Origin of the sequence: Streptococcus equinus, from assembly GCF_900101445.1 — a bacterium.
Taxonomy (GTDB): Bacteria; Bacillota; Bacilli; order Lactobacillales; family Streptococcaceae; genus Streptococcus; species Streptococcus equinus_B.
Genome location: NZ_FNKE01000001.1, coordinates 844,233 through 857,673, shown reverse-complemented (window position 1 = coordinate 857,673; position 13,441 = coordinate 844,233). Strand labels below are relative to the sequence as shown.

Below are 13,441 nucleotides of genomic sequence, written 5' to 3'. Positions count from 1 at the left end.
TTTTTTAGTATAATAATAGTGTAGTCGTTTCGTTAAACTTGTACTGACTTTAGTATAGCTAGATTGAAAGAGTGGTATGAGATATGGCACAAGATAAATTAAGTCGACACGAAGAATTAAGATATGAATACCTTTTGGGAAATTTAGAATACCTAAATCCGCAACAAAAGGAAGAATTTGGTTATCTCTATCATAAAAAGCAGATGAGTATGCAAGAGATGTCATCTGGATATCCTTCGTCTGCCAATAAAGAGCCAAATTATGAACGTTATGATGATTATGGCGACTATTATGAGTATTATGATTACTACGATGACGACTATGACGATGATTATGATGCCTATGTGACTTACGATGAATACGACGATTATGATGATTATGATAATCAAGTGACCTCACAAGGTTTGCCAAAATATCCGCAGGCAAAAAAGTCACGGACTTCAAAGCGAAAGAAAAAGGCAAAAAAGCAAACTTCTTATTTAGATTATTACGAAGGAATCGCTCACGAAGAACCTAAGGCGCCAAAAGCAAAGAAGCCCAAAAAGAAGAACCATAAAAAACGCTTCAAGCATTTTTTGCAATTTTGTGGTTTCTTAGTTATTATCGTTATGATTGGCATGGTTTACATGTTTTATCATGGGGTTCACGAAGTTTCTAGTGGCGAGACGAATTATTCAGCTGCAGTGGTAGAACCTTTTAACGGTCAAGATAGTCATGATGGGACTAATATTCTGATTCTCGGAAGTGACAAGCGGATTTCGCAAGGCTCATCTGATGCCAGAACAGATACTATCATGGTGATGAATATTGGCAACAAAGAAGGTAAAGTTAAGTTAGTTAGCTTCATGCGTGATACTTTGGTGAATATCAATGGTGTCAGCTATAATGACTATGCTAATGATCAAAAGCTAAATGTGGCCTTTAACATTGGCGAACAAGATGACCGTCAAGGTGCTGAGCTCATGCGCAAAACCTTGAAAGATAATTTTGATATTAACGTCAAGTATTATGTCATGGTTGATTTTGAAACATTCGCAGAAGCAATCAATACGCTCTTTCCAAAGGGCGTTGAGATAGATGCTAAGTTTGGTACGGTTGATGGTCAAGAAGTGTCATCAGTAGAAGTGCCAGATGATCTTAACATGCAAGCAGATGGCAGCGTTCCTAATCAAACCATTGAAGTTGGTCAACAACGCATGGATGGACGGACTTTGCTAAATTATGCGCGTTTCCGTAAGGATGATGACGGCGATTATGGTCGTACACAGCGCCAGCAACAAGTTATCTCAGCAATCGTCAATCAAATCAAAGACCCTTCAAAACTTTTCACAGGCTCAGCAGCAATCGGCAAAATCTATGCCCTTACCTCAACCAACATCTCTTATCCATTTCTTGTCAAAGAAGGCTTGGGTGTGGTGACAAGTGGTCAAAAAGGAATTGAGCAAAAAACAGTTCCTGCAGAAGGCGACTGGACCGATGATTACGATATGTATGGTGGCCTTGGAATTGCTATTGATTTCAATAAATACCAAAAAGAGTTGAAGGACCTTGGGCTACGTTAATAATATGATATAATAGAGAGGCAGTTAAGCTTCTCTATTTTTTATAGGGAAGAAACCGAGAATAAGATATTACTGATGGCTTATATAAGTCAGGCATGAAAGGAAAATATGTTAGAAAAAAATAGCATTGTAGAGGTTGAAATCACAGATTTATCACACGAAGGAGCAGGGGTTGCCAAAGTTGATGGCTTCGTCTTTTTTGTTGAGAATGCTCTTCCAGGTGAAAAAATCAAGATGCGCGTCTTGAAAGTGAAGAAAAATATTGGTTTTGGTAAGGTTGAAGAATACCTAACTATTTCTGAATACCGTAACCAAGATTTGAATGTGGATTATTTGCGTACAGGAATCGCGGATTTTGGACACTTGGCTTACGCTGAACAATTGAAATTTAAACGCAAACAAGTCGCTGATAATTTGTATAAAACAGCTGGTATTTCAGACGTTGAAGTGTTAGAAACACTTGGTATGGAACACCCTTACGCTTACCGCAATAAAGCACAAGTACCAGTTCGTCGTGTTAACGGACAGTTGGAAACTGGTTTTTTCCGCAAACACTCACATGACTTGATGCCAATTTCTGATTTTTACATTCAAAATAAAGAAATTGACCGTTTAATCAATTTCACACGTGATTTACTTCGTCGTTTTGACCTCAAACCATACGATGAAAAAGAGCAAACTGGTTTAATTCGTAACTTGGTGGTTCGTCGCGGACATTATTCTGGTGAGATGATGCTTGTCTTTGTCACAACACGTCCGAAAATTTTCCGCATCGAGCAAATCATTGAAAAAATTGTTGCAGAATTTCCAGCGGTGAAATCAGTCGTTCAAAACATTAACGATAAAAATACCAATGCCATTTTCGGCAAGGAGTTTAGAACACTTTACGGTAAAGATACGATTGTTGACAGCATGCTTGGCAATCAATATGAAATTTCAGCACGTTCATTCTACCAAGTGAACACTGAAATGGCTGAAAAGCTTTACCAAACAGCGATTGATTTTTCAGATTTGACAGCTGATGATATCGTGATTGATGCTTATTCTGGTATCGGAACTATCGGTCTTTCATTTGCGAAAAATGTTAAAGCTGTTTATGGTGTTGAAGTGATTGAAGAAGCTGTTGAAGATGCGAAACGCAATGCTGCGCTTAATGGTATTACCAATGCTCACTATGTGGCAGACTCAGCTGAACACGCCATGGCAACATGGAGCAAAAATGGTATCAAACCAAGCGTTATCTTGGTTGACCCACCACGTAAAGGTTTGACAGAAAACTTCATCAAAGCAAGCGTAGCCATGCAACCAGAAAAAGTTACTTACATCTCATGTAACCCAGCAACCATGGCGCGTGACATCAAACTCTACCAAGAACTCGGCTACAAACTCCAAAAAGTACAGCCAGTGGATTTGTTCCCGAATACGCACCATGTTGAGTGTGTTAGTTTATTAGTTAAAACCGCAGAATAAAGACTTATTTATGAAAGGGAAATATTATGGGATTATTGGATTTATTTAGGAAGAAAAAGAAAGCAGAATCGATTGATGTTTTAGATGATGACAGTTATATTCAAGAAATTCGTCATTCTAGTCAAGAGGCTTGGCATCAGTATGATGTTTTATTAGCTGCTCGGGGTTATGGTTGGAATGCAATGGTTGATTGGGCTAACTATATGAGTGAGGCAGATTTAATGAATATTTCTACCATAACTTATAGTGTATTGCCTGGTTCTAAAGAGGTTGAATGCATTGAAAGTTTTCGTCGGAATGGAAATGATCTTTCTAAAATGACAGAGTTAAAAGATGAACAATCAAGCTTGGCAATTGGTGGTGAAAGTAAAACCTTGAAGGTACCAGTAAAAATTGTTTGGTTTAATCAAACAAGAACGTTAAGATTTTTTACTTTGTTTCTTGATGATGAAAAACTTATGGAACGCTATATTGAAACCATGATTCGTAGAACATTTTCAACGTCTGATGCAATGAAATTGGCAAAGCATAAGTAGAAACAGCTACATAAAGGAGACCAAAAAGTATGGCAAATATAATAACGTGTATTCGAATGATTTGTAGTATCGTGTTAGTCTTTTGTCCTGCTTTTTCGGTCTCTTTTTATGTACTTTATGTCTTAGCTGGGATGACTGATGTGCTAGATGGCATTGTGGCTCGGTATTTTAAAACTGTCAGTGATTTTGGTTCGAAGCTTGACACGGTTGCTGATTTTATCTTTTGTTTGGTTTGCTTTATCAAAATCATTCCAGTATTAAAGCTTGAAAGCTGGATGGTTATCTGGATTTTTGTGATAGCATTCATTAAGTTAATTAATCTCATCTCTGCTTATGTCGTGCAGAAGAAGTTTGTCGCTTGTCACTCAAATCTCAATAAGTTAACGGGCGCTTTACTATTTTGCCTGCCGTTAACCTTAAAAGTAATTGACTTACGTTATAGCATGGTGGTGATTGGTACTGTGGCGACATTTGCTGCGATTCAGGAAGGGCACCTTATCCGAAAAGGTCTCAGTTAAAGGAGGCAGGTATGAAAATCATTGAAGCTGGTAGACAAAATCAAAAAGTGATTATAATGCTCCATGGTGGCGGGCTGTCTTTGTGGCAATATCAAGCTCAGATGGGTTTGCTGTGTGAAAATTATCATGTGGTTTTGCCGATTCTTGATGGACATGCTGGAAGTGATGCCGATTTTACAAGCATCGAAGATAATGCCAATCGACTTCTGGATTATATTGATAAAACCTACGGTGGTTCAGTTTTTTTGATTGCTGGTCTGTCACTTGGAGCTCAAATATTGCTTGAAATGCTTGCTCAGCGAAAAAACATTTGTCAGCATGCTATCATAGAAAGTGCCTCAGTTATTCCAGATAGGCTGACAGGTAGTTTGATAGCTCCGCTATTTTCAATGAGTTACCATTTGATACAAAAGAAGTGGTTTGCCAAATGGCAGTTTCACTATCTTGGTATGCGAGCTGATTTATTTGAGCACTATTATGAGGATACAAGGAAGCTTTCAAAACAAAACTTGATGGCATTTACAAAGGCTAGTAGCTTGTATCAAGCAAAGCAAAGTTTGAAAGAATCATTTGCGCGTGTTCGTATCATTGTTGGAGAAAAAGAATCTAAGATAATGCTTGCTTCAGCAAGGTATTTGCACGAGCTTTTGCCAGACAGTCACTTGGAAATCAAAGTTGGTCTGGCTCATGGTCAGTATGCGATTAACCAGCCAGATTTATATGTGAAAGAGCTTTTGGAGAGTTTACGATTAAGGAGTGAGTGATATGGCGTCAAGTAAAGAATACTTAGCTTTTATATTGGACCAACTTTCAGAAATTCCAGAGATTTCCTACCGTGCAATGATGGGAGAATACATCCTTTATTATCGTGGAAAGGTTATTGGTGGGATTTATGACAATCGTTTTTTGCTTAAGCCAACCAAGTCTGCTATGGCTTTATTACCAGAAGCAAGGCTTGAGATTCCCTACGAAGGGGCTAAAAAGATGCTTTTAGTCGATCAACTTGATGACAAAGCTTTACTCAGCCGCTTGCTGCAAGCCATGTACGAAGAATTACCTGCCCCTAAGAAAAAAAGAAACTAGCCCATCAAAGGTTAGTTTTTCTTTTGTCATAATGACTTGATTTTGCTACAATGAAAGCAAAGAGTGATAACGCTTTCTTGGGTGATTAGGAGGTATTGATTATGGAATACATCCAAGTGACAAAAGATAATTTAGAAAACGAGCATATTTGCTGTGCTATTTCTAACAACAAAGATGCTCAAGTCTCGTCTAAAAAAGCTTGGTTATCTGAGCGCTTTGATGATGGACTTGTTTTTCTAAAAAGTGTTGAACGTGGCAAGTGTTTTATCGAGTATATCCCTGCAGAAAAGGCTTGGAATCCCATTGAGGCAGAAGATTACATGTATATTGATTGTCTCTGGGTTTCAGGTTCTTTAAAAGGTCATGGTTATTCGACTGATTTGCTGGAGGCTTGTATCGCTGATAGCAAAGCAAAAGGGAAGAATGGCTTGTGTATCTTAGCAGCAGCTAAGAAGAAACCATTTCTTGCTGATCCAAAGTACCTAGCTTACAAAGATTTTAAGGTGGCTGATGAAGCTGATAATGGCATTCAACTTTGGTATCTGCCGTTTTCCGATGATGCTAAAGTACCAAACTTTAAAGCTTGTGCCAAACACCCTCACATCGAAAAATCAGGTTATGTTTTGTATTACACCAGCCAATGTCCTTTCAATTCTAAGTATGTCCCAATCCTTGAAGAAACAGCTAAGCAAGAAGGGATTTCTTTTAAGGCTATTCAAATTACGGATAGGAAAACAGCGCAAGCTGCGCCGACACCCATAACGACCTACGCTCTTTTTTACAACGGGGATTATGTCACAAATGAGCAGATGAATGCCAAAAAATTTTTAAAACTCGTCTCAAAAGTTGGAGGATAATAATTTTTCACTAAAAGAGGTAAGTATGATTGAGTTGAAACCACTTGTTTCAAGTGATCGTGAACAATTTATTAAAGATAACCAAGAAGCTTTTAATTATGGAGCTTTAGAGGAATTTGGTCTTCGAGATGACCATTTTGAAGAAGATGGTCAAATCATCTCTCGAGAGACAATTGAAGAATCCATAGATAGTGGAGAAGTCTACCGTATCCTTGATGATGGAAAGGTTGTCGGTGGTGTTGTAGTCCGTATCGAGGGAGATAGAGGAGATTTGGATTTGCTTTTTGTTTCTCCAAAATGCCACAGTAAGGGAGTTGGCTACGGCGCTTGGTGTCAAATTGAAAAGATGTTTCCTCAGGTGAAAATCTGGGAAACTGTGACGCCATATTTTGAAAAACGTAACATTCATTTTTATGTGAATCGCTGTGGGTTTAAGATTGTTGAATTCTTTAACAGCCATCACAAAGATCCAAATGATGATGAGGCTTCAGAAATGTTTCGATTTGAAAAGCACTTATAGTTTCAGATTTTAGGAGGGCAATATTATGACTAAAGGAAATGGTATCTTAATTGGTATGGGGTTTGGAGTAGCCATTGGTGCAGGAATAGGCTTTCTAACACATAATATTGGACTATGGATGTCACTTGGTATTGCCTTTGGGGTTATGGTTGGACTGTTTATTGACAAAGATGACGATGATGAAGCTGAGTAATTTTTCAGAGAAAGAATAAGATGTTAAACTGTAGCTGTTCTTGCTGCAGTTTTTTGATTATTTTAAAGGAAGATGCAAGATAAAAGCTAAAAAACAGTTGTTCTTTGTAAGTGCTGTCTTTTTGTGCTACAATGCAAGTATCATAATATTCTGATAATTCAAAAGGAGGTTTCTGGATGAAAACAGTACTTGTAACGGGTGGCACAGTCTTTGTTAGCAAATATACAGCGGCTTATTTTGATAAAAAAGGCTATGACGTCTATGTGCTCAATCGAAATACCAAGACACAAGTCGAAGGCGTGACTGTGATTCAAGCTGATCGACATGATTTGGGTAATCGATTGAAGAGTCTCCATTTCGATATTGTTTTGGATGTGACAGCTTATAACGCTAATGACATTTCTTGTTTAGTAGAAGCACTCGGTTCATTTGGGACATATATCATGATTAGTTCAAGTTCTGTTTATCCAGATGACGGCGCGCAGCCATTCTTAGAAACATCACAGCTCGGTGAAAATAAGTTCTGGGGACAGTATGGTCTAGATAAGATTGCAGCAGAAAAACGTTTGGTTGAGCTGGTTCCAGAAGCTTATATTTTACGTCCGCCCTATCTTTACGGACCGATGAATAATGTTTATCGCGAAGCTTTTGTCTTTGATTGTGCTAAAGATGATTTGCCATTTTATCTGCCACACCACGGTGAATTAAAATTACAATTCTTTTATATCAAGGATTTGTGTCGTATGATGGAAGCTATTATTGAAAAGCAGCCAAAAGAGCACATCTATAATGTTGGAAATACTCAAGCGATAAGTGCTCGCCAGTGGGTGAAGCTCTGCTACGCCTGCAGTAATAAAATTCCAGAATTCATCGAAGTCTTTGATGAAGTCAATCAGCGCAATTATTTTAGCTTTTACGACTACGAGTTCTTCTTAGATGTCAAAAGACAAGAGGAATTGTTGCCTGAGTTAACTCCTATAGAAATAGGCTTAAAAGAATCCTACGCATGGTACGAAAACCACGTCTTCGATGTCAAAAAGAAACCATTTTTTGATTATATTGAAAAGCATTTGAAGGGAAATGACATCAACTAAAGCGCGTGATAACTAACACAGAAGACTAATCTGAACAAAGAAAGAGGTTGTATTATGGCGGCTATTGAATACAAAGCAATTCATGATTTTAAGTGCAGTGATTTGGAGCGTTTATTTCTTTCAGTGGAGTGGTCATCAGGGCATTACCCAGAAAAGCTTGTCCTAGCCATGCAGAATTTTAATACTGTCTATTCGGCTTGGGATGGCGACCGATTAGTTGGGATGATTTGTGTCATGGATGACGGGGTGATGAATGCTTATATTCATTATTTACTTGTTGATCCTGCCTATCAAGGTCACACGATTGGAAGTAAGTTGATTCAAATGGTCAAAGAAAAATACAAGACTTTTATGCGAATTGCTGTGATTGGCTACAATAAGGAGATTGATTTCTATGAAAATTGTGGCTTTGTCAAAAGCGAAAATTGCTCAGCTTTGTTTATCACCTCTTTATGGACGTAAGGTTAAATAATAGGAACGAAAATTAAATAAAAAGGGCTTATTGGTAATAGTCGAAAAGAAGGGCGTTTTACAAATTGAAAATGTCCTTTTCTTGACTGTAACATTAGGTTATAGTTTATACTATATGTAAGAAGATTACGATATGGAGGAACTATGCTTAAGATATCAGAGTTTGCAAAGTTAGCCAAAACAACGAGACGTACATTAATTTTTTACGATAAGAAAGGCATTTTTTCACCAGCTAAGACAGGTGAAAATGGCTACCGATTTTATGAAGCAGATCAATTATATCGGTTCGAGTTAATTTGTGGGTTGCGTCAATTAGGTATACCATTAAATAAAATAAAATTTCTTTTAGAATCAAAAGGGCAAGAATTAGAAAAATATTTAAGTGGATATCAGTTGCAAATTCGAGAAGAGATTAAAAGACTACAATACTTAGAGCAACTTTTGGAGCAACAAAAGGAAGTTTCTCATTCTTATGAGACAATGTTATTAAACCAGGTTTCGATTGAACATGAAACAAGTCAACAATTTTGGTGTTCAGAACGTGAAGTGGATTGTATGCCTGAAGACATAGCAAGACTTTATGCAACATTTATGAATGAACTAGGTGATGTAGCCAGTATAAATCAAAGCCAGACTGGTTTTTTAACAGAATTAGCTTTGTCACAAGGTGAAAACTATATGGCTGCGCCATTTCGTTTTATTAAAGCTAGAACAGAATTAGACAGTAAGACTTTGTCGACTTATTTGGAAAAACCGGAAGGGGATTATTTGTCAATAAAAGTTGAAACTTCACTAGAAGGTATTCTTAAGGGGATTAAGCTTTTAAATAAGTATGCTCAAGAAAATAATATACAAGTAATTGATAGGCTTTGGCAACTTAATTGTGATCATCATCTTATAAAAAATGGTTCTTCAGCTCAGCAAATTTTGCAATATCAAATTGTGGAAGGAGATTAATATGACATCCTTATTTGATAGTATCTCAGAATATAATCAGCCATTAGCTGCGCGTGTTCGTCCGCGAAATTTGGATGAATTTTTTGGGCAAAGTCATTTAATAGGGCCTGGTAAAGTTTTACGTAAGATGATTGAGCAAGGACAATTGTCTTCGATGATTTTTTGGGGACCCCCTGGGGTTGGCAAGACAACATTAGCTAACATTATTGCTAATCAAACCAAGGCAAAATTTATCACTTTTTCTGCTGTAACGTCAGGAATTAAGGAAATTCGAAAGATTATGCAGGAAGCTGAGGAAAATCGCCAGTTTGGTGAACGAACACTGGTTTTTATTGATGAAATTCATCGCTTTAATAAGGCTCAGCAGGATGCATTTTTGCCCTTTGTAGAGAAAGGAAGTATTGTACTTATTGGGGCAACAACCGAGAATCCGTCATTTGAAGTAAATAGTGCCTTGTTATCTCGTAGTAAAGTTTTTGTTCTTAATCAATTGTCAATTGCAGAAATGGTTGAATTGCTTAGTCATGCTTTAAAAGACGCACGAGCATTTCCTAATCAAACGATAATTATTAGTCAATACAATCTTAAAAAAATTGCTATATACGCTAATGGAGATGCTAGAGCGGCACTTAATACTTTGGAGCTTGCTGTTTTGAATAGTGAGGATATTGATGGTAAGGTTACTGTGGCTGATGATGTTATGGAAGAGCTAATAGAAAAGAAAATGCTCTTTTATGATAAAACAGGTGAAGAACATTACAATATCATTTCTGCCCTTCATAAATCTATGCGAAATAGTGATCCAGATGCTGCGGTATATTGGATGAGTCGGATGCTTGACGGTGGTGAAGACCCACTTTATATTGCACGTCGATTAATTCGTTTTGCTTCAGAGGATATCGGATTAGCTGATACGCGAGCACTTACTTTGGCAATAGATGTTTTTCAAGCTTGTAAATTTCTTGGAATGCCTGAGTGTGATGTGCATCTGACAGAGGCTGTCATTTATTTGTCACTAGCCCCAAAATCAAATGCTGTTTATAAGACACGTCTAAATGTTGCAAAAGATGTTAAAGATAGTATGAATGAACCTGTTCCACTACATTTGCGTAATGCTACCACAAAACTAATGAAAGAAGTTGGCTATGGAAAAGGGTATCAGTTAGCACATCATTATGAAGATAAATTAACTGATATGCAGACCATGCCTGACAATTTAGTAGGACATACTTATTATCATCCTACAGAGGAAGGTAATGAGCGTCGTTTTAAGGAACGTTTACATTATATTAAAGAGTGGCATAAATATCACGATGGCAAAATGTAGTATTAGGAAAAAATTTAAATGGCTAAAGAAAAAAAGTCTAGCTGTAAAATCAATGATTGTTGAATTTTCAGTTATTTTAGCGCATTATTTGCACCCTGACTTTAATAATTTTCATTTAGATTATCAGCTATTGTTTCAATTCCTATGATTTTATACTTGACTGTCTCGTTACGTCACAGTTTATGATGTTAATATCAATAAAATAGAGGAGAACTTTATGGCAAATATTCTTTTAGTAACCGGACATACTTATCCAGAAATATCAATCGGAACAAAGCAGATTGTTAGAAAGCTTGAGCGAGAGTTACCACATCTTAAAATAGATGACTTACAAAAACTTTATCCAGATTACCACATTGATGTCAAATCTGAACGAGAAAAGTTAGAATGGGCTGATATTGTCATCATTCAATCTCCGATTTTTTGGTACTCAATGACTTCGCTCATCATGCGTTGGATTGAAGAAGTCTTTGGACATGGTTGGGCATATGGTAGCGAGGGACATGCTCTTGATAATAAAAAATTGATTATTGGGTTGACGGCAGGTTCAACTAATGATGATTACAGTGAACACGGAAAAATGGCTGTAAAATCCTATGAAATGACTAAGTTGATTGAACAAATTTTTAAAGATGGTCGTATGTCAATTCTTGCGACTATTTTTACAGGTGGTGTCTTTAATACAGGAAATCTTGATAGCAATCAAACAAAAGCAATTGACAGTATAACAGACGAGCATGTTCGAAAGATTTTATCAATTATCAAAGAACATATTTCTGACAACGCTTTCTGAAAATGTGTGTTATACTTAAGGTAACAGATATGAAAGGGGTGCCCATATGGTTAATGAATACATGCAAAAAGCTATTGAAGAGGCTTACGAAGGGATTAAAAAAGGAGATGGTGGTCCCTTTGGTGCTGTTATCGTAAAAGATGGCAAGATCATTGCTAGTGGGCACAACATGGTTCTAGCTCACCACGATCCAACAGCACATGGAGAAGTAACGGCAATCAGAGCAGCAGGTCAAAAACTTGTCACGCATGATTTGTCAGGAACAACTTTGTTTACAACTGGAGAGCCATGCCCAATGTGTCTAGCAGCTTGTCTTTGGGCAAATATTGATAAAGTCTATTATGGTTGTACGATTGCTGATAATGCCATGATTGGTTTTCGTGACCAACGCTTTGATGAGCTTATGGGAGGACGAAAAAATCTCCCTGAAGATTACCTTGTTCAACTTAGTCATGATGATTGTTTGAAACTCTTTAAAGATTATCAAAACATGCAACATAACCTCTACTAAGAAATTGTAGATAAGTTAAATCGACTGTAGCACAAGTTGTTGCAGTCTTTTTTCTTGATAAAGTGATATAATGCTAGGGAGTCGATGTCAATTTAGAAGGTGAGTGTAGGATTAGTCATGTTATGTCATGAATTTGGTGATTCTTCAAAACCGATTATCATCTTGTTACCAGGAACTATGTGTCACTGGTATGCTAACTTTGCAAAAGTTATTCCTAGTTTGATAGAAGATTTTTTTGTCGTTGTCATTTCCTATACAGGATTTGATATTAATGACAAGAGTGATTACACGTCGGTTTTAGCAGAAGTTGAAAAGATAGAAGCACGTATTAAGCATTCTTATCAGGGAAAAGTGTTAGCTGTCTATGGTTCTTCACTTGGTGGCACTTTTGTAGCACATTTAGTGGCAAGAAGAAAAATCCGGTTATCTTATGCAGTGATTGGCAGCTCTGATTTTGACCAGTCACGTCGACTGCCTGCTTATTTGAAGAGTAAGCTCTTGGTTAATCTGATGTGGCCATATGTGGCAAAAGGGCACTTTAAGCCAAAATGTCTGCACAGCTATTTTGAAAAAGCATCTGCAAAAGATTCTTATGTAAAAGAAATCTTTTCTTTTGTAAAAGGAATGAAGTTTGTCAGCAAGACATCACTCTTTAACCAATATTTTTCTGACTTAGTCACCCCATTGCCTTGTCATGTAGAAAGTAGCGATTGTCAGGTGCACATTTTTTACGCGGAGAAGATGGGAAAGAAATACTTGAAACGGTATCAAGAGCATTTCAAAAATCCTATTATCCATAGACAAAATTACCGTCACGAGGAACTCTTGGTATCTTATCCTGAAAAATGGTATCAATCTGTGATGGCAATTTGTAACATTTAATAAAAATAAGAGAGAAAAGGAAAAGTAAATGAATATCGAAAATCTTGAAAAATGGCATTTCGAGCTGACCGAGAAAGCTTGTAATAGTTTGCTTGATTTGGTTTTAAAAGGTCAGAAAAGAGCGACGTCAAGCAGCTTAGCAGCCTTTGAACTTGGTGATGAAACTATGCCAAAAGAAGGAGAGTTAAGTGTCATTACTGATTGGGATGGCAATCCTCGTTGTGTGGTGAGAACAAATAAATTGCACATTCTTCCTTATGAGGAAATTACTTATGACCTTGCTAAGCTTGAAGGCGAAGATGAGACGTTAGACTCTTGGAAAAGAAGCCACGAGCGTTTCTTCACTCGTGAGGGAGAGATGCTTGGGTATCACTTTTCACCACAAATGTCAGTTGTCTTTGAAGAGTTTGAAGTTGTAGAGGTTTTGTAGAAAGTAGGCATTTGAATAATTTTAATATCTGAGGTGAAAATCTCAGATATTTTTTATGAAAAAATCAGAATTTTTCCTACTGACAGTTTTTGATTATCTTAGATAAGCGTATATCAGCGTGTAGCGCTTTCATTTTGGATTTGGAATGATTTTTCATTCTGAAGAATGTTTTTGGTGGAATAACGGGCAAAAAATGCGCAAATACTAAGTTATTTTACCCGATGAGACCTAGAATTC

17 protein-coding genes are annotated in these 13,441 nt (G+C 37.0%); all 17 read left to right on the top strand.

Annotated elements, in window-relative coordinates; translation table 11 throughout:
- Positions 1-83: 83 nt before the first annotated feature.
- The 17 genes from BLR83_RS04340 to BLR83_RS04265 all read left to right on the top strand — a co-directional run bounded on the left by BLR83_RS04340 (position 84) and on the right by BLR83_RS04265 (position 13,204).
- A complete protein-coding gene (locus BLR83_RS04340) occupies positions 84-1,562 on the top strand; it encodes an LCP family protein (RefSeq protein ID WP_074560590.1) in 1,479 nt (492 codons plus the stop codon).
- Positions 1,563-1,670: 108 nt separating this feature from the next.
- Entirely contained in the window at positions 1,671-3,032 is a 1,362-nt protein-coding gene (gene rlmD / locus BLR83_RS04335; RefSeq protein WP_074560589.1) for a 23S rRNA (uracil(1939)-C(5))-methyltransferase RlmD, read from the top strand.
- A 26-nt stretch (positions 3,033-3,058) separates the two neighbouring features.
- Positions 3,059-3,568, top strand: coding sequence for a hypothetical protein (locus tag BLR83_RS04330; protein WP_074560588.1), 510 nt, complete (start codon positions 3,059-3,061; stop codon positions 3,566-3,568).
- 29 nt (positions 3,569-3,597) lie between these two features.
- Positions 3,598-4,086 carry a CDP-alcohol phosphatidyltransferase family protein gene (locus tag BLR83_RS04325; protein ID WP_074560587.1) on the top strand — a complete coding sequence of 163 codons (489 nt, stop codon included), beginning with the start codon at positions 3,598-3,600 and terminating at the stop codon, positions 4,084-4,086.
- Between the two features lie 11 nt (positions 4,087-4,097).
- On the top strand, positions 4,098-4,850 hold the full coding sequence (locus BLR83_RS04320) for an alpha/beta fold hydrolase (RefSeq protein ID WP_074560586.1): 753 nt from the start codon (positions 4,098-4,100) through the stop codon (positions 4,848-4,850).
- Between the two features lies 1 nt (position 4,851).
- The gene (locus tag BLR83_RS04315; RefSeq protein WP_074560585.1) at positions 4,852-5,169 is read left to right on the top strand and encodes a TfoX/Sxy family protein; all 318 of its coding nucleotides are present in this window, start codon (positions 4,852-4,854) and stop codon (positions 5,167-5,169) included.
- Positions 5,170-5,270: 101 nt separating this feature from the next.
- On the top strand, positions 5,271-6,026 hold the full coding sequence (locus tag BLR83_RS04310; protein ID WP_074560584.1) for a GNAT family N-acetyltransferase: 756 nt from the start codon (positions 5,271-5,273) through the stop codon (positions 6,024-6,026).
- Positions 6,027-6,051: 25 nt separating this feature from the next.
- A complete protein-coding gene (locus tag BLR83_RS04305; RefSeq protein ID WP_074560583.1) occupies positions 6,052-6,546 on the top strand; it encodes a GNAT family N-acetyltransferase in 495 nt (164 codons plus the stop codon).
- A gap of 25 nt (positions 6,547-6,571) precedes the next feature.
- A complete protein-coding gene (locus BLR83_RS09965; RefSeq protein WP_180366617.1) occupies positions 6,572-6,739 on the top strand; it encodes a glycine zipper domain-containing protein in 168 nt (55 codons plus the stop codon).
- 176 nt (positions 6,740-6,915) lie between these two features.
- Positions 6,916-7,833, top strand: a complete 918-nt coding sequence (locus BLR83_RS04300) for an NAD-dependent epimerase/dehydratase family protein (RefSeq protein ID WP_074560582.1) — start codon at positions 6,916-6,918, stop codon at positions 7,831-7,833.
- A gap of 54 nt (positions 7,834-7,887) precedes the next feature.
- Complete coding sequence (locus BLR83_RS04295; RefSeq protein ID WP_074560581.1) at positions 7,888-8,295, top strand: GNAT family N-acetyltransferase; 408 nt, start codon at positions 7,888-7,890, stop codon at positions 8,293-8,295.
- 153 nt (positions 8,296-8,448) lie between these two features.
- Positions 8,449-9,261: a MerR family transcriptional regulator gene (locus BLR83_RS04290; protein WP_074560580.1), complete on the top strand. Its 813-nt coding sequence runs from the start codon at positions 8,449-8,451 to the stop codon at positions 9,259-9,261.
- Positions 9,257-10,588, top strand: a complete 1,332-nt coding sequence (locus BLR83_RS04285; RefSeq protein WP_200796318.1) for a replication-associated recombination protein A — start codon at positions 9,257-9,259, stop codon at positions 10,586-10,588. The genes BLR83_RS04290 and BLR83_RS04285 overlap by 5 nt, the downstream gene beginning before the upstream one ends.
- Positions 10,589-10,805: 217 nt before the next feature.
- Positions 10,806-11,381 carry an NAD(P)H-dependent oxidoreductase gene (locus BLR83_RS04280; RefSeq protein ID WP_074560578.1) on the top strand — a complete coding sequence of 192 codons (576 nt, stop codon included), beginning with the start codon at positions 10,806-10,808 and terminating at the stop codon, positions 11,379-11,381.
- Positions 11,382-11,427: 46 nt separating this feature from the next.
- Positions 11,428-11,892, top strand: coding sequence for a nucleoside deaminase (locus BLR83_RS04275; protein WP_074560577.1), 465 nt, complete (start codon positions 11,428-11,430; stop codon positions 11,890-11,892).
- A gap of 117 nt (positions 11,893-12,009) precedes the next feature.
- Complete coding sequence (locus BLR83_RS04270) at positions 12,010-12,774, top strand: alpha/beta fold hydrolase (RefSeq protein ID WP_074560576.1); 765 nt, start codon at positions 12,010-12,012, stop codon at positions 12,772-12,774.
- A gap of 28 nt (positions 12,775-12,802) precedes the next feature.
- Entirely contained in the window at positions 12,803-13,204 is a 402-nt protein-coding gene (locus tag BLR83_RS04265; protein WP_074560575.1) for an ASCH domain-containing protein, read from the top strand.
- The last annotated feature ends 237 nt before the right edge of the window (positions 13,205-13,441 follow it).